A 16,312-nucleotide genomic window follows, 5' to 3' on the forward strand; every position below is an offset into this window, starting at 1 on the left:
GTGCATGACAACCAGACGAAGGGACTTCGCAATGGCGCGGGGAACAAAACGATGGCTGGCCGCGATCGGCCTGGCGGGCGTGCTCGCGCTCGGCGCGGCCGCACCGGTCCAGGCGGCGACGACGGCCGGCGGCAACAACGACTTCGGCTGCCGCCCGAGTGCCGCCCACCCGAACCCGGTCGTGCTGCTCCACGGCACCTTCGCCACCTACTACGAAGACCTCAACTTCCTCCAGGCCGACCTCGCCGCCCGCGGTTACTGCACGTTCTCGCTGACCTACGGCGCCTACCCGCAGTTCCCGTTCGCCGGCGGCCTCAAGCCGGTCGCGGAGTCCTCGCTGGAGATCAAGAACTTCGTCGAGAAGGTCCGCGGGGCCACCGGCGCGGCCAAGGTCGACGTCGTCGGGCACTCCGAAGGCGGCCTCCAGTCGATCTACCTGGCCAAGATGCAGGGCATCCAGAGTGAGATCGGCCAGGTCGTCGCGATCGCCCCGCCGACCCACGGCGCCAACGCGTCCGGGCTCCTCACGCTGGCCTACAAGCTGCTCGGCAAGAGCACCTGGGACAACATCGTCAAGACGATCGGCCTGCCGATCTTCGCCGACGAGCTGGACGGCGGCGCCGCGATCGTCGCCCTCAACACCGGCCCGGTCGCCCAGCCCGGCATCGGCTACACGATCATCACCTCGCGTTACGACGAGCTGGTGACCCCGACCGAGACGTCGTTCATCCGCGAGCCCGGCGTGCGGAACCAGTACGTCCAGGACTTCTGCCCGTTCGACCCGGTCGGGCACATCGGCGAGGCCTACGACCTCAACGTCTGGCACCTGGTCCGCAACGCCCTCGACCCGGCGCACGCCACGCCGATCAAGGTCTGCGCCGTGGGCTCGCCCGGATGACCTGGCCCCGCTACGACGGCCCCGAGGACCTCGCCGTCATCGAAGCCGTCCCGCTCGAAGACCGCGGCCTGCCGGAGAGCACCTACGAGCTCCTCCGGCAGGCCGGGACGCGGTTCGCCGACCGCCCGGCCCTCACGCTGCTGCCCTCGGGCGAGGCGTGGGAACAGCCGGTGACCTGGACGTTCGGCGAGCTGCTCGCCCGCGTCCACCGGATCGCGAACGTGCTCACCGACCTGGGTGTCACCCGGCGGGACGCGGTTGCGCTCCTCGCGCCCAACAGCGGTGACGTCTTCGCGGCGACGCTGGCGGCCCAGGCCGTCGGCATCGCCGCGCCGGTCAACCCCGGCCTCGCGCCGCACCAGGTGCGGGAGCTGTTGGAGACGTCCGGCGCTCGCCTCGTGATCGCGGCCGACGCCGGTCTCGACGTCGGCCGTCCGGTGCTTTCGCTCCGGCGGCTGGCCGCGCTGGCCGGCCAGGCCGACCCGGTCCGGCTGCACGCCGAGCCGCCCCGCGGGTCGGACTTCGCGGGCTACTTCCACACCGGCGGCTCCACCGGCACCCCGAAGATCGCCGTGCACACCCAGGCCGGCGAGGTCGGCATGGCCTGGACGCTCGCCGCGTCCACCGGCGCCGCCGACCTCGTGCTGCTCGCCGCGCTGCCGCTGTTCCACGTCAACGCGCTGATCGTCACCGGGCTGGCGCCGCTGTTCAAGGGCCAGCACGTGGTCTGGGCGGGCCCGCTCGGTTACCGCGACCCGACGCTGTACCCGGTGTTCTGGCGAATCGTCGAGCGCTACCGGATCGGCGCGATGTCCGCCGTGCCGACGGTCTACGCCGTACTCGCGCAGGTGCCGGTCGACGCGGACATCAGCAGTCTCACGTTCCCGATCGTCGGCGCGGCCCCGCTGCCCGCGGCGGTGCGGCGGCAGTGGCGTGAGCACACCGGTGTCGACCTGGTCGAGGGGTACGGCCTGACCGAGGGCACGTGCGCGTCCGCCCGCGGCTTCCCCGGCGTCTCGCGGCCCGGCACGGTCGGGCAGCGGATGCCGTACCAGCAGCTCAAGGCCGTCCGGATCACCGGTGACGGCTGGACCGACCTGCCGGCCGGCGAGACCGGGGTGCTGGTGATCCGCGGCCCGAACGTCTTCCCCGGCTACCTCCGCGACGGAAGACCGGACCCGGCGGGCAAGGTAGTCGACGGCTGGCTCGACACGGGTGACCTGGGCAGCGTCGACGCCGAGGGCTTCGTCCGGCTGGCCGGTCGGGCGAAGGACCTGATCATCCGGGGCGGGCACAACATCGACCCCGCGACGATCGAAGAGGCCCTGTTGGCGCACCCGGCGGTGTCCGGTGCGGCCGCGGTGGGGCGGCCGGACCGGCACTCGGGCGAGGTCCCGGTGGTCTACGTGACGCTGCACGCCCCGACGCCCGCCGAGGAGTTGCTGGAGTGGGCGGCTTCCCGGGTTTCTGAGCGCGCGGCGGTGCCGAAGGAGGTGCACGTCGTGCCGGAGATCCCGCTGACGGCGGTCGGCAAGCAGTACAAACCCGCACTGCGCCAGGACACCCTGCGGCGGGTGGCCGAAGACGAACTGGCGGCCCTCGGCCTCGACGACGTCAAGGTGACGGTGGAACTGGACCGCGACGAACCGGTGGTGGTCATCGCGGCCGCCCCCTCCGACGCGCTCGACTCCGCCCTCGACGCCTACGCCTTCCGCTGGCACTACGCCGATCGGGCGCGGTAGGCGGCTCATGAACGACTCGTTCACCGCGTCCGGCGCGATGAACGAGTCGTTCATGACGTCAGCCGAGGCCGATCGCGAACACGTGCAGGTTCGAATCACTCGGCAGGGTCACCGAGGCGATCTGCTTCCCGGCCGGGGCGTCGAACGGCGCCGTCGCGTAGACCGACGCGCCGCCGCCCGGGCCGCCCGGCTGGTTGCGGTGGTCGGCGCGCGCGACAAGCGTGTTGCCGAACACCGGGTCCGTGCCGCCGCCCGGGAACACCCAGTCGCCGAAGGACAAGTCGGCCTGGCCGGTGGTGCCGTCGGTGAAGGTGACGGTTGCGGAAGCCCGGTGGTCGCCGTTCGAGGCCGTGCCGATGAACGACAGCCGGGTCCCGGACAGCCGGATCGTCTGCCCGGCCGGGACGACGTTGTCCGGGCGTCCGGCCGGCGCCGCGGGCCAGGTGAACGTCGTGCCGACCGCCTGAGCAGGCTTCCCGCCGACCAGGCCCGCCGCGGCCAGCGCCTCGCGGGAGAGGCTGTTCCCGGCGCCGTCGATGTCCGCGGAACCCACGTCGCCGTCGTCCGAGATGCCGACGTTCGAGTACGCCGCCGCAAGCCCGCCCTTCGGCGCGACCAGCACGATCACCGAACCGGGCACGGACGTCGAGCCACCGCGGACGGTCACCGGCACCTGGTAGTAACCCTCCGGCGTCCCGGCAGCTACCGCGACCGTCAGCTTCGCGGTGCCACTGCCGGTCCGGTCGTCGAGCCGGAGCTGCCGCGGCCCGGTGACCGTGAGACCGGCGGGAGCCTTCGTCGTGACATCCAGGGTGCGGTCGTGCCCGCCGAGCCGCTGACCGCTCACCGTGACCTCGCCGGTGCCGCCCGGTTCGACGACAACCTGGTTGGTCGCCGACACCAGGAACGGCTTCTCACTGTCCCGATAGGACGGCGGAGTGGCGCCGGCCGCCCACCGCTTGTCCGGAGTGGACTGCAGCGAGAAGTCCAGCCGGCCGCCGTCGCGGGCGGTGTTCGCAGGCAGGTAAGTGCGGTCCCAGTCGCGGCCGTTCAAGGACAGATCGTGGACATACGGTGTGCCTGAAGACGCCTTCGGTGCCCGGATGTCGATCGTCCGTCCATTCGGGAGCGAGAGCACGGCACGCTCGAACAGCGGGCTGTGCACCACCAGGTCCGGTGTGCCCGGCGTGGCCGGGTAGATGCCGAGCGCGGCCCAGACGTACCACGACGACTGCGCGCCGAGGTCGTCGTTGCCCGGCTCGCCGTCGGGCGTCGCGCTGAACAGCGTCGTCGCGATCTCGCGGACCACCTGCTGCGTCTTCCACGGCTGCCCGACGTGGTTGTACAGCCACGGCACACCGAAGTCGGGCTCGTTGCCGGCCCACATGTTCGGCTCGTTCGGGCCGACGTTCAGCTTCTGGAAGAAGGTGTCCAACCGCGGTGAAACCGCGGCCGGACCGCCCATCGCCGTCACCAAACCGGCCGGGTCCTGCGGTACCAGCCAGGTGTACTGCGCGGCGTTGCCCTCGTCGAAGCCGTCCTGGCCGAACTTGCCGGGCGGCGGCACGAAGGCCGGGCCGTCCGGGAAGCGGCCGTCTTGCCCGCGCGGCTGCAGATAGCCCGTCAAGGGGTTGAAGATGTTCTGCCAGTTCTGGCCGCGCTTGGTGAACTCGCGCGCGACGTCGCGGTCACCGATGCCCTGCGCGAACTGCGCGATGGCGAAGTCGTCGATCGCCCATTCCAGGGTGATCGACGCGCCGACGCGGGCGTGGTCACCGCGTGAGGCGTCGTTGTTCGGCAGGTACCCACGCGCGACGTAGTCCGCGATGCCACGTCGTTCCTGATACGCACCAGGCGTGTCGTCCACCGACGTCGCACCCTTGACCAGGTACTTCAGGGCCGTCTTGACGTCGAAGTCCCGCGCGCCGAACGCGTACAGGTTCGAGATCAGCGCGACCGAGCTGTCACCGGTCATCTGGCCGGTGTAGTCGTTCGCCATCGGCCAGCGCGGCCACCAGCCGCCCTGCACGGCGTCGTTCGTCAGCGACTGCGCCATGTCGCTGGCTTCCTTCGGGAACAGCATGGCGTGCAGCGGCGCGAGCGAGCGGTAGGTGTCCCAGTCGGAGAAGTTCGCGTACTGGTGACGTCCCTTCGGCAGGGTGCGGATCTGGTCGTCGAAGCCGATGTAGCGCCCGTCGGCGTCGTCGAACGTGTTGGGGTGCATCAGCGAGTGGTACAGCGCGGTGTAAAATGTCTTGAGCTGAGCGGTACCACGCCCCGCGACCCGGATCTTGCCGAGCGCCGACGTCCACTTGTCCCTGGTGGACTTCCGGACGGCGCCGAAGTCGAAGCCCGGCACCTCCGCCGCCATGTTGGCCTTCGCGCCGTCGACGCCCACATAGGACATCGACACCTTCGCGTGCACAACGGTCTGGGAGCCGAAGGTCAGGTACGCGCCCGCACGAGGCGAGTCGACGCTGTCGGTGTCCGGCTTCACCGAGGAGCCGTCCCAGGTGCCGTGCGCGGTGAACGGCTGGTCGAAGGTGAGGTCGTAGTAGACCGTGTACTTGTTCGGCTTGCCGCAGAAGTTGCCGGTGGTCGCCGAGCCGCTGACCTCGCGGTCGCCGGTGATCTTCAGGTCGGCCTTCGAGTTCCCGGCCAGGCTGGCGCCGCCCTTGACCAGCACCTGCGCGTTGGCGCCGGCCGGGAAGGTGAACGCGGCGAGCCCGGTGCGGGTCGTGGCGGTCAGCTCGGCCCGGACCTTCGAATCGGCGAGCGTCACGGCGTAGTAGCCCGGCTCGGCCTTCTCGTCGTCGTGGGTGAAGTGCTCGGTGCGGTCCCACGGCGCCGCGCCGACGTCGCCGGTGATCGGCAGGATCGGCACGTCGCCGAACGCGTTGCAGCCGACCGAAGCGTGGTCGAGGCTGAAACCTCGGATCTGATCACTGTGGTACTGGTAGCCGGCGTACGCGCCCTGGGTGTCCGGCGAGAACTGCATCATGCCGAACGGCGTCGCGGGCCCGGGAAATTGTTGATCTCGCCGACCGAACTGCCACCCCGGCCGGTGCCGATCAGCGGGTCGACGTAGGCCGACGGGTCCCCGACCAGCGGTGACATCGTTGTCGGAGCCGCCGAAGCGACCGCGGGCGCCCCGAGCACCGCCGTCGCGACCATCGCCGCCATGAACCTGAACCGCACCGGTACCTCCCGCGGCCGCACTGCCTGGACATCCGACCTTTGCCTGCCGCCGGGCCCGAGGTCAACACTTTGACAAAGACCTGGCTCGTGCTCCGAGGTGTGAAGATCCGGTCAGGATCGGGTGGTTGCCGGGTCAGGACGCCTAACCTCGACGCCGTGTGCGCACGTGTACTGGTCGCCGAGGACGACGAGAAGCAGGCCGAGGTCCTCCGGCTCTACCTCGAGAGCGAAGGCCACACCGTCGTGCTGGCCCCGGACGGCCGGGCGGCGCTCGACGAGGCCCGCCGAAACCGCCCCGACCTGCTGGTTCTCGACGTCATGATGCCCAAGGTGGACGGCCTCGACGTCTGCCGGATCCTGCGCGGCGAGTCCGACGTGGCGGTGCTGATGCTCACCGCCCGCGCCACCGAGGAGGACCTCCTGCTCGGCCTCGACCTCGGCGCCGACGACTACCTGACCAAGCCGTACAGCCCGCGCGAGCTGATGGCCCGGGTCCGCACGCTGCTGCGGCGGACGGCCACCCGGCGCGAGCCACCGGACACGGCGTTGCGGCTCGGCGGGTTGCGGCTCGACCCGGTGCGGCACGAGGTGTCGATCGACGACCGCCCGGTGGAGACGACCCCGGGTGAGTTCCAGCTGCTCGAGACCCTGATCAAGCAGCCGGGCCGGGTGTTCACCCGGCGGCAGCTGCTGGAGCTGACCCGCGGGGACGACCGGTTCGTCAGCACCCGGATCATCGACGTCCACGTGCTCAACCTGCGCAAGAAGCTCGAGCCGGACCCGCAGCACCCCGCCTACCTGCGGACCGTGTTCGGCGTCGGCTACAAGCTGACCGACGAGCATGGGTCGTAGCCGCTTCCCGCGGCGGCGCAGCCTCGTCGTCCGTCTCACCGCCGTCTCCCTGCTCATCGCGCTCGGCTCGATCGCCGCGACCGCGTGGCTCGCCGTGCAGACCACCACGCGCGCGATCCAGCAGGAGCAGGGCCAGGCGCTCTCCGGCGACGCGACGATCTACACCGAGCTGCTCGGTTACGCGGCGGCCCACCACACCTGGGACCAGGCCGGGCCGAAGCTGCGGACGCTGTCGGAGCAGACCGGCCGCCGGATCGTGCTGACCACCCTCGACCGCCGCGTCCTGGGTGACTCCGGCGGCGCGCCGGTGACGCTGCCGGTGAAGGCGGCCGCGTCGGTCGACCCGCTGCACGTCGACCCGGTGCTGCTGCCCGAGGCCGGGACCAGCGGCATCGACCCGCGCGCGGCGGGCCCGTTCCGGCTGCCGGCGACCGAACGCGAGGACGTCGCCGGGCTGGCCAAGAAGGTCGCCGCGTGCCTCACCTCGCTCGGCATCCCGGCCCAGGTGCGCGACTCGCCGACCGGGCGGCCCCAGCTCGCCGGCGCCGACCCGCTCGCCGCCCGCTACTTCGCGGCCAAGTGCGGGCTCTACGAGCTGGCCGTGCCGACGCCGACCGAGCAGGCCGCCCTCACCGGCCTCAACGACGCCGTGAACCGGTGCCTGGGGAGCCTCGGCGCGGAGCGGGTGCAGCTGAACCTCGACCTGGAAGCGCTCGGCGTCGCCGACCAGGGGCCGAGCCAGGGCTGTGTGGACTCGGCCCGCCGTGAACAGCTCGCGCCGTACGTCGCGCCGCCCGCGTTGCTGTTCACCCTCGGGCCGGGCGGCTCGCAGCTGCCGACGTTCACGCTGTCGCAGGAGAACCTGGCCCGGATCCTCGCGGTGACCGGCGGGGTGCTGGTGCTGGCCGCCGCGATCACCGTCCTGGTCGCGCGGCGGCTCGCCCGTCCGCTGCGGGCCCTGACCGTGGCGGCCGAACAGGACCGCCCGGCGCCGGTGAAGTCCCGCGACGAGGTCGGTTACCTCGCCACCGCGTTCAACGACCTCACCGCGCGGCGCGAACGCATCGAGGAGCAGCGCAAGGCGATGGTCAGCGACATCGCGCACGAGCTGCGCAACCCGCTCAACGTCATCCGCGGCCGGCTGGAGGCCGCCGAAGACGGGCACCTGCCGTTCGACCGCTCCCTGAGCGCGTCCCTGCTGGAAGAAACCGTGCTGCTGCAGCACATCGTCGACGACCTGCAGGACCTCGCCGCGGCCGACGCCGGGCAGCTGCGCCTGCACCCCGAGCCGCTCGACGCCGCCGAGCTGGCCGGCCACGTCGCCGCCGCGCTCGCCGACCGGGCCGCGGCGGCCGGGGTCACGCTCACCGTCGACACGACCGGCGACACCGGCCTGACCGCCGATCCGGTCCGGCTGCGCCAGGTGGTCGGGAACCTGGTGACCAACGCGATCCGGCACACGCCCACCCGCGGCCGGGTGACGATCCACGTGTCGTCCACCGTGGACGCGGTGACGCTCGCCGTCGCGGACACCGGCACCGGGATCGCCGCCGGGGACCTGCCGCACGTGTTCGACCGGTTCTGGCGGGCCGAGAAGTCCCGCAGCCGCCAGACCGGCGGCAGCGGGCTCGGCCTCGCCATCGTGCGGCACCTGGTGCAGGCGCACGGTGGCACGGTGACCGCCGAGTCCGAAGTGGACTCGGGGTCGACGTTCACCGTCCGGCTACCGAAGCCGGATCTCCGTGGTGAGGGTGCCGGGGTGCGGGACCCGCAGGACGTGCAGCCGCCGGGCGCCGTCGCGGAGGAAGGTGACGGCGGTGGCGGTCACCGTGGCGCCGAGCGCGGTGCCCCAGCCGATCGTGATCGTCGTGCCGCGGCGGCGGATCGTCAGTCCTGACGCCGTCGCCGTGGCATCGGCGCCGTGGGTGACCGGGGTGCCGTCGGCGAACCGCACGTCGTCGCCCGGGTGCAGGACCAGCGGGATCTGCTCGGTGAGCGGAGTGGTGCCCCGGACCGCCCGGGTGACGGTGTCGCGGGTGATGGTCAGCGCGGTCCGGATCCGGGTGTCGAGGCCATACCGGACGACGACCGGCGCCGAGCCGGGCACCTTCCGGCTGCCGTCCCACGCGCGGTCGCCGAGGAAGAACGCGGAATCCAGGAGGCCGCGGGCGTCCGGGCTGCCGTTCGGGAGCAGGCTGGCCCAGCACTGGGTGTCGTCCTGCTGCGAGTGGACGACCATCCCGGCCCGCGGGTGCCACAGCAGGCCTTGCGCACCCCGGACGTAGCTCGACGGCCGGGTGCCCCAGAACCCGGCGAGGTACAGCTCCGGACGTCGGACGTAGCAGTAGATCTGGTTCAGTTCGTCGTCCCGGCGCTGCACGGCGAAGTCGTTCGAGCGCAGGTAGGGCAGCTGCCGGATCGACGCCTGCTTCTCCCCCTGCGACGGAAAGGCCTCGCCGTAGGAGACGTGGGCGAGGATACGCGGTGAGGTGTCCTGTTTGGCCGGTCCGATCGCCGGACCCGGCACCTTCGCCCATTGCCGGCGCGTCTCGGCGCGGTCCTCGCGGGTGGTGAAGAACGCGGCCAGGTCCGGGATCTCCGGCACGAACAGCGAGGCGAGGTTGGTCCGGTCGGGATCCGGGATCACGTTGTCGTAGTAGGACACGTGCGTGCGGCTCGACGTCGCGACGTAGGTCAGCGAGCCGGAGCCGTCCGGTTCGCGGACGACGTTGTAACCGAACCAGCCGGCGAACTTCCGGGCCATCCCGGCCACCGTGCGGTTGCGGGTCAGCGCGTAGATCTCGGCGAGCTCCGGGAGCATCACCTCGAAGTTGTAGTTGACGTCCATCCCGGTCGGCTCGTAGAAGAACCCGGCCGGGCTCTGGCCGTTCGCCGCGAGGAACTCGATGCGGTCGTGCAGCTTCTTCGCGAGTCCGGTGTCGGGGGTCAGCCTCAGCGCGAGCTGCGCGGACGACAGCCCGGACGTGTTCTGGTTGGCGTACTCGATCGGGTGCGCCCAGATCGGGTTGGCCGGGTCGAGGAACCAGGTCATGCCCTGGTGCAGTGCCGCTTCCAGCTGGGCGCGCCGGGCCGGAAGCGCGTTGACCTGCCGCAGATTGGCCAGCGTCTTCGCCAGGTACCCCAGGCCGAACCCGGTGGCGGCCTTGGACTTCTCGGTGATCGAGTACTCCGGGAACGACCCGTCGGCGTGCTGCAGATTCAAATAGTGCACCAGCACGGCTTCGAGCCGGTTCCGCAGCGCGGGGTCGAGGTAGTACGGGTTCCACGGCCGCCGGTTCGCGTAGAACCAGCTCAACGTGTAGACGTGCTCCTGGACGCGGGCGTTGTACGGCTCGCTCGGCGTCCGCCACCAGCCGCCGCCCATGAACCCCGGACTTGCCGGGTTGTCGGTGCTGACATCGTTGACAAGGCCCGGCAAAATCGCGAGGTAGGGCGCGAAGCGCTGCTCCAGCGGCGTGAAGAGCCTCCGCACCGGGGCGCCGGGCGGGAGCGGGGCGAGCGGCGGGTACGGCCCGGCCGGCGGCGGCACCGCGGCCCACGCCGTCCGCGCGCCCCCGAGTCCGAGCACCGCGGCGGACGCGGCTCCACCGAGGAAGGTTCTGCGATCGATCACGACTGCCTCCTAGCCTTTGAGGCCGCTCTGGGCGAGCCCTTCGACGAACTGGCGCTGCGCGATGATGAAGACGATGAGCACCGGCACGACCGTGGTGGTCGCGGCGGCGAGCTGGACGTTCCAGAGGTGGCCGCCGTAGACGTCGACGTACTGCGTCAGCGCCACCGGCAGGGTGAACATGCTCTTGTCGGTCAGGTAGACCAGCGGTTCCAGGAAGAAGTTCCACGTGTTCAGGAAGGTGAAGATGGCGACCGCGGCCAGCGCCGGCTTGGCGATCGGCATTGCGACGCGCCGGTAGAGCCCGAAGCGGGACAGGCCGTCGAGCCGCCCGGCTTCCTCGAGCTCACCCGGGATCGTGATGAAGAACTGCCGCATCACGAACGTCGCGAGCACACTCGGCGCGCCGAAGATCGGGACGACGATCAGCGGCCAGTGCGTGTTCGTCAGCCCGAGGTCGTCGACCACCCGGAACAGCGGGATGATCGTGACCTCGCTCGGCACCATCAGCCCGATGAGGATCAGCCCGAACACCTTCTCGCCGCGGAACCGGATGCGGGCGAACGCGTAACCGGCCAGCGAAGAGAAGAACATCGTGCCGAGGGTGACCAGCACCGCGATGTACAAGCTGTTGAAGTACTGCTGCGCCAACGGAAAGTCTGTGAACGCCGCCTTGTAGTTCTCCCACTGCGGCTGGTTCGGGAACAGCTTCGGCGGGTACGCGAGCACCTCGTTGGCCGGCAGCAGCGACGCCGTGATCATCCACCAGGTGGGGAACACGAACGGCACGGCCAGCACGACCATCACCACGTAACAGGCGATCTTCGCCCTACGACTCATGGAACACCCACCGCCTCCGCATCCGCCACTGCAGCAGCGTGAGCACGAGGATCACCAGGAACAGCACCACGGCCAGCGCGGCGCCGTAACCGAGGTCGTGGTTGGCGAAGGCCTGCTGGTAGAAGTAGAAGACCAGCACGTTGGTGCTGTCCGCCGGCCCGCCGAGGGTCAGCACCTGGATCTGCGCGAACACCTGCAGCGCGCCGGCGACCGTGATGATCGCGGTGAGCAGGGTGGTCGGGCTGATCATCGGCAGGATCACCGACCGGAACCGCCGCCACGGGCCGGCACCGTCCAGCTGGGACGCTTCCATGATGGACGTCGGAATCCCTTGCAGCGCGGCGAGGAACAGCACCATGTTGAGCCCGACGTTCTTCAGCACCTGCACGACGATCACCGACAGCATCGCGGTGCCGTTGCCGCGCAGCCAGTTCGGGCCGTCCACGCCGATCGCCTGCAGCAGCGAGTTGATCCCGCCATTGTCCTGCAGGAGGAAGTTCCACACGATCGTCCACGCGACGAGCGTGACCACCACCGGCGAGAAGAAGACCGTCCGGAACACGGTCGTCCCGCGCAGTTTCAGGTTGAGCAGCAACGCGAGCGACAGCGCCAGAGCCAGGTTCAGCACAACCAGGCCGACGCAGAAGATCGCCGTCGCGCGGGCGACCTTCGGCGCGGTCGGGTCGTCGAACAGCTTGGCGTAGTTGTCCGCACCGGCGAACGTCGATGTCCCGGCCAGCAGGTTGACGTCCTGGAAGCTGTACCAGACCACCGCGGCCAGCGGCGCCACCACGAAGGCGAGGAAGCCGAGAGCCTGCGGGGCGATGAAGATCCACCCCGCGAGCTCTTCGCGCTTCTTCGAAGTGAGAGTCATTGGCTCAACGCCGGGTCGATCGCCTGGCACACCCCGGCCAGCGCGGCGGGCACGTTCGCGTCCGGCTTCCACATCGGGTCCAAAGCGGACTGGACGAGGGACGCGATCCGCGCGCTGCCGGTGTGCGAGGGCAGCACGGCGCCGGTCTTGATCCCGTTCACCACGACGTTCTGCAGCTGGTCCTGGCTGAACAACGGGTTCGCCTTGGCCAGGGTGGCCGCGTTGAGCAGGCTGTCGCGGGCCGGCGGGAAGTACTGACCGAGCTTCGCCGAGTTGGCCGGGTTGGTGAAGAAGGCGAGGAAGTCCGCGGCGGCCTTGGCGTGCTTGCCCTTCACCGGGACGCCGATCCCGGCCTGGCCGATGACCTGCGCGTTCGCCTTCGGCCCGGCGGGCAGCGGGACGATGCCCCACTCGAACGGCTTGGCCTTCAGCAGCCCGGCGCGGCTGATCTGCGCGATGGTCAGGCCCGACTCACCGGCGAAGAAGTCCGCCGTTGTGCCCGGGCCGGGCAGCGCCTTGTCGGTGAAGATCGCCTGGTGCAGGAAGGTCATCGCGGACGTCATCTCCGGCGTCGCGAACCCGCAGGTCTTGCCGTCCGGGCCCCAGGCGTCGGCGCCGAAGCCGCGCCACACCGAGGCGAGCAGCACCCACTGCTTGTACTCGAACTCGCGGACGACCAGGCCGGCCTTGCCGGTGTCCCGCGCGGCGACCTGGGTGGCGATCTGCTTCGCCGCGTCCCAGTTCCACCGTCCACTTGCGAGCAGCTGGTCCGGCGTCTCGGTGATCCCGGCCTGGGTGAGCAGGTTCTTGTTGTAGAACATGCCGAACGGCGACGTCGAGAACGGGTAGGCGAAGAGACCGGCGTCCTTCGTCCACAGCTTGGTGGCGGACGGGACCAGTTCACCGGCGTTGTACCCGGCGGTCGCGTCCAAAGTGGGCTTCAGGTTCGTGAGCGCGCCGGACTGGACGAAGTCCGGCGCGTCGCGCTCGAGGATCCACGCGAGGTCGGGCGGGTTGCCGCCGGACATCTGCGTGGTCAGGGCGGCCGAGTACGCGCTCGTGTCGCCCGGGACGACGTCGAACTTCACCGACGCGACCTCGGGGTGAGCCTTGCGGTACTCGGCGGCGATGGAGTCGAAGAGGGCGAGCTGGTTCTTGTCCGTCGTCCAGACCGTCATGCGCAGTGCGATGTTCGTGTCGTCGCCGGCGCCGCCCGAGCAGGCGGTCGAAGCCAGTGCGACGGCGGACAACGCCGCGGCGATGCGCAGCCGGGCTCTCTGGTAGGCCACAATGCCTCCTGGTTATTCGAATTAGCAGCGACGGTAAACGTCGCGTTCAGTAGCTGTCAACAGCCAGTGCGCCTGGTTATCGAGTGTGCACTGTGGAGGGTTTCGCCGCGGTGGCACCCTCGTGGAACGTGCACGGCAGCACCAGCTGCCGGGGCTTCGGATCCGCGAGCAGCTCGACCAGGACGCGCACCGCGTGCGCGCCCATCTCGTGGCGCGGGATGCGGAACATCGACCAGTCCGTGGGCGTGCTCGGCACCGCGTGCGCGGCCGGCTGCTGCGACGGGTCGGCGTCACCCAGCACCACGAGCGAAAGGTCCTCGGGCACGGCGAGCCCGAGGTCGTGCGCGCACACCAGGATGCCGTCGGCCATCGCGGAGCTCTCGACGAGCAGCGCGGTGACGCCTTCGTCGAGCGCCTGCCGCAGCGCGAGCGCCGGGTCGTCGGCGAGGAACACCAGCGGCGGACGGCGGTGCTTGCGCGCCGCCGCTTCGTAACCGGCGCGCCGGTCGAGTGTCGGCTCGTTCTCCTCGGTGACGCTCAGCAGGCCGATCTTGCGGTGCCCGAGCCCCCACAGCCACTCGTGGACCTCACGGGTGGCCGCGACGTAGTCGGCGCCGACGTAGCTGATCGGCCCGGTCGGCGACTCGCGGCGGCCGACGAACACGAACGGGAACTGCTCCTCGACGAGCTGCGCGAGCTCCTGCGGGTCGTTGTGCCGGCCCAGCAGGATCGAGCCGTCAGCGATGCGGAGCCGGTTCGTGCCCTGGTCGTAGATGCGGCGGCGCCCGTCGCGGCGGCCACCGCTGGTGAACAGGAGCAGGTCGAAGCCCTGCGCCTCGGCTTCCTCCTCGATACCGAGCAGGAACGGCCGGTAGAAGTCGGCCACCCCGGACGGGAACACCGACTCGTAGGTGAAGACGCCGAGGATCTGGTTGGACTTGCCGCGCAGCCGGCGGCCCATGATGTCCACCGTGTACCCGGTTTCGCGGAGCACCTGCTGCACGCGCTCGCGGGTTTCCGGGGTGATGCGGAGGCTGTCGGAGCCGTTCAGCACCATCGAGACGACGGCCTGCGAGACGCCGGCCAGGCGTGCCACCTGCGCCTGCGTGACCCGGCCCGAACCCGCCGTCATCCAAGACTCCCTCCGCGACTCCGTCAGACCTTACCGGCGACACGATCAGTACCCCCGCACTTCCGGCCACCGGCGCTCCACCCCGGCGGCGTCCAGGACGCGCGCGAAGTCTTCGAAGAGGCGCACGTCGGTCTTGACCTCCCGCGGCTCGACACCCTCGCGGACGGCGAACGCGGCGAGCAGCCCGGCGACCTCACCGATGTTCCACTCCACCGGGTGCAGCCGGAAGCAGCCGTTCGTGATGTGCGTGGTGCCGATGTTCTTGCCGGCGGGCAGCAGGTTGCCGACCCGGACCGGCAGCAGTGCGCCGAGCGGGATCTCGTACGGCACGCTCGCGACGTCGATGTAGTTGTCCCCACCGGTCGACGGGTGCAGGTCGATCCGGTAACTCCCGACCCCGACGGCGTCTTCGCGCCGGACCCGCCCGTCAACACCGAGGATCTCGGCCGACACGTCGTGCTCGGTCACCGTCGTGACGGCCTTGATGCGCCGCGCTTCGCGGATGTACGCGGACTTCGCGAGCCCGTCCTCGGTGCCGGTGACGTCGTGCCGGAGCCGCAGACCGGGGAAGCCGGTGCCGCCGTCGGCGCGGGGCGCTTCGGTCTGCAGCCAGTACAGGACGGACAGGCTCAGCTGCTTCGCTTCGTGGTGCGCGGTCTTCACGTCCGCTTCGGTCGTGTGGCCGGGGATGGTGTGCGACGGCTTGAGCCAGTAGTCGTTGAGCGGCCAGTTGACCAGCGTGAGGTCGGAGGCGAAGGCGCCGTCGGTGTGCAGGCCGCGGGCGAGGATGCGGCGGAAGGCCCACAGCTCCTTGTCCCCGGCGTCGGCACTCTGGTCGGCGCTGACGGCCAAGGGGTCGCCGGGCGGGTTCGGCACGAAGGTGCGCTTGACCGGGTCCAGCGTCCGCGGGTCGGGTGCGACGAAGCCGAGCAGCGGGCCGGGCCAGAAGTCCGGCTGGTAGTCGCGCCAGAAGCCGTACATCTCCGGCCGGTCGATGACGTGGTTCTCACCTTCGTGGTGGGAAACCGCGAAGCAGTAGGTGAAGCCTTGCAGGTTGGCCGGGTCGGCCTGGTCCGGGGCGTGGGGTTCACCGTGTTCGCTCTTCGCCTCGGCGCCGGTGACGTGCTCGGTGCCGGTGAGCGGCAGGAGGTCGCCGTTCTCGGTGGCGTCGAGGACGTACCGGGCCCGGACGGTCACCTGGTCTTCGCCTTCGAGGACCACGGCGTCAACACGGTCGCCGGTCGTGTGCGCGGAGACCGGGCGGTGCTCGAGGAGGACGCGGATCCGCCCGGCGCTGACGTGCGGCGCGAGTATGGCCTCGATGACGGCCTTGGCCACCCGCGGTTCGTGGCAGAGCTTGCTGACCCTCCCGGCACCCGGGTTGAGCTCGGCGTGCTTCGCGGCTTCGGCCCGGAGCGGGTAGTGCCGGCGGTAGTACCCGCGGATGCCCTCGCGCAGCTCGCGGTAGGTGCGGGTGGACCCGAACCGTTCGATCCAGGGGTTCTCGTCGGGCGGCACCGCCTGGGCGGTGAGCTGGCCGCCGAGCCAGTCGGTCTCCTCGGTGAGCACCACACGCCGGCCGTGCGCGGCCGCGGCGAGCGCGGCGGCGACCCCGCCGAGTCCCCCGCCGACCACCAGAATCTCCGTGTCCAGTTCCCTCATGAAGCCTTCCCCGGCGCTGATAATTCGAATTACTACGCGGGTATGGTGCGCGAGAGGAGCACCGGACGTCAAGAGGCGAGTTGTGCCCGCAGGGGCATCACGCGTGACCGAGCGGGCATCACGCGTGTCTGGAGGGGCATCAGCGCGATGCCCCTCCAGACACGTGTGATGCCCCTCCAGACACAGGTGATGCC

At 70.6% G+C, this 16,312-nt stretch carries 11 protein-coding genes; 4 read left to right on the top strand and 7 right to left on the bottom strand.

Features of this window, described 5'->3' with window-relative positions; genetic code table 11:
- Positions 1–31 precede the first annotated feature (31 nt).
- Together ACIA5G_RS20905 and ACIA5G_RS20910 are read left to right on the top strand one after the other, a co-directional pair.
- Positions 32–898: an esterase/lipase family protein gene (locus ACIA5G_RS20905; RefSeq protein ID WP_395925524.1), complete on the top strand. Its 867-nt coding sequence runs from the start codon at positions 32–34 to the stop codon at positions 896–898.
- Positions 895–2,640: an AMP-binding protein gene (locus tag ACIA5G_RS20910; RefSeq protein ID WP_395925526.1), complete on the top strand. Its 1,746-nt coding sequence runs from the start codon at positions 895–897 to the stop codon at positions 2,638–2,640. Before ACIA5G_RS20905 ends, ACIA5G_RS20910 begins: the two co-directional genes overlap by 4 nt.
- Positions 2,641–2,698: 58 nt before the next feature.
- Here ACIA5G_RS20910 and ACIA5G_RS20915 read toward each other — a convergent pair whose 3' ends face one another.
- Positions 2,699–5,641, bottom strand: a complete 2,943-nt coding sequence (locus tag ACIA5G_RS20915; protein WP_395925528.1) for a GH92 family glycosyl hydrolase — start codon at positions 5,639–5,641, stop codon at positions 2,699–2,701.
- Complete coding sequence (locus tag ACIA5G_RS20920; RefSeq protein ID WP_395925530.1) at positions 5,638–5,838, bottom strand: hypothetical protein; 201 nt, start codon at positions 5,836–5,838, stop codon at positions 5,638–5,640. The genes ACIA5G_RS20915 and ACIA5G_RS20920 overlap by 4 nt, the downstream gene beginning before the upstream one ends.
- 156 nt (positions 5,839–5,994) lie before the next feature.
- Here ACIA5G_RS20920 and ACIA5G_RS20925 point away from each other — a divergent pair, with 156 nt between their 5' ends.
- Both ACIA5G_RS20925 and ACIA5G_RS20930 read left to right on the top strand, forming a co-directional pair.
- The gene (locus ACIA5G_RS20925) at positions 5,995–6,690 is read left to right on the top strand and encodes a response regulator transcription factor (protein WP_395925532.1); all 696 of its coding nucleotides are present in this window, start codon (positions 5,995–5,997) and stop codon (positions 6,688–6,690) included.
- The gene (locus tag ACIA5G_RS20930) at positions 6,680–8,587 is read left to right on the top strand and encodes a sensor histidine kinase (protein ID WP_395925534.1); all 1,908 of its coding nucleotides are present in this window, start codon (positions 6,680–6,682) and stop codon (positions 8,585–8,587) included. The genes ACIA5G_RS20925 and ACIA5G_RS20930 overlap by 11 nt, the downstream gene beginning before the upstream one ends.
- A gap of 1,746 nt (positions 8,588–10,333) precedes the next feature.
- On the opposite strand, the gene ACIA5G_RS20935 is transcribed toward ACIA5G_RS20930, so the two are convergent.
- The 5 genes from ACIA5G_RS20935 to ACIA5G_RS20955 form a co-directional block, all read right to left on the bottom strand.
- Entirely contained in the window at positions 10,334–11,161 is an 828-nt protein-coding gene (locus ACIA5G_RS20935; RefSeq protein ID WP_395925536.1) for a carbohydrate ABC transporter permease, read from the bottom strand.
- On the bottom strand, positions 11,151–12,035 hold the full coding sequence (locus ACIA5G_RS20940) for a carbohydrate ABC transporter permease (protein ID WP_395925538.1): 885 nt from the start codon (positions 12,033–12,035) through the stop codon (positions 11,151–11,153). Before ACIA5G_RS20940 ends, ACIA5G_RS20935 begins: the two co-directional genes overlap by 11 nt.
- Positions 12,032–13,324, bottom strand: a complete 1,293-nt coding sequence (locus ACIA5G_RS20945) for an ABC transporter substrate-binding protein (RefSeq protein WP_395925539.1) — start codon at positions 13,322–13,324, stop codon at positions 12,032–12,034. The genes ACIA5G_RS20940 and ACIA5G_RS20945 overlap by 4 nt, the downstream gene beginning before the upstream one ends.
- A 76-nt stretch (positions 13,325–13,400) precedes the next feature.
- On the bottom strand, positions 13,401–14,456 hold the full coding sequence (locus ACIA5G_RS20950) for a LacI family DNA-binding transcriptional regulator (protein WP_395925540.1): 1,056 nt from the start codon (positions 14,454–14,456) through the stop codon (positions 13,401–13,403).
- A 45-nt stretch (positions 14,457–14,501) separates the two neighbouring features.
- Entirely contained in the window at positions 14,502–16,118 is a 1,617-nt protein-coding gene (locus tag ACIA5G_RS20955) for an FAD-dependent oxidoreductase (RefSeq protein ID WP_395925542.1), read from the bottom strand.
- Positions 16,119–16,312 lie beyond the last annotated feature (194 nt).

The organism is Amycolatopsis sp. NPDC051758 (genome assembly GCF_044453095.1).
Classification (GTDB): Bacteria; Actinomycetota; Actinomycetes; order Mycobacteriales; family Pseudonocardiaceae; genus Amycolatopsis.

Excerpts from the sequence above, each read along its gene's own strand:
- ACIA5G_RS20955 (WP_395925542.1), bottom strand. The coding sequence starts at position 16,118 with ATGAGGGAACTGGACACGGAGATTCTGGTGGTCGGCGGGGGACTCGGC.
- ACIA5G_RS20905 (WP_395925524.1), top strand. The coding sequence starts at position 32 with ATGGCGCGGGGAACAAAACGATGGCTGGCCGCGATCGGCCTGGCGGGC.
- ACIA5G_RS20910 (WP_395925526.1), top strand. The coding sequence starts at position 895 with ATGACCTGGCCCCGCTACGACGGCCCCGAGGACCTCGCCGTCATCGAA.
- ACIA5G_RS20950 (WP_395925540.1), bottom strand. The coding sequence starts at position 14,456 with ATGACGGCGGGTTCGGGCCGGGTCACGCAGGCGCAGGTGGCACGCCTG.
- ACIA5G_RS20940 (WP_395925538.1), bottom strand. The coding sequence starts at position 12,035 with ATGACTCTCACTTCGAAGAAGCGCGAAGAGCTCGCGGGGTGGATCTTC.
- ACIA5G_RS20930 (WP_395925534.1), top strand. The coding sequence starts at position 6,680 with ATGGGTCGTAGCCGCTTCCCGCGGCGGCGCAGCCTCGTCGTCCGTCTC.
- ACIA5G_RS20935 (WP_395925536.1), bottom strand. The coding sequence starts at position 11,161 with ATGAGTCGTAGGGCGAAGATCGCCTGTTACGTGGTGATGGTCGTGCTG.
- ACIA5G_RS20915 (WP_395925528.1), bottom strand. The coding sequence starts at position 5,641 with ATGATGCAGTTCTCGCCGGACACCCAGGGCGCGTACGCCGGCTACCAG.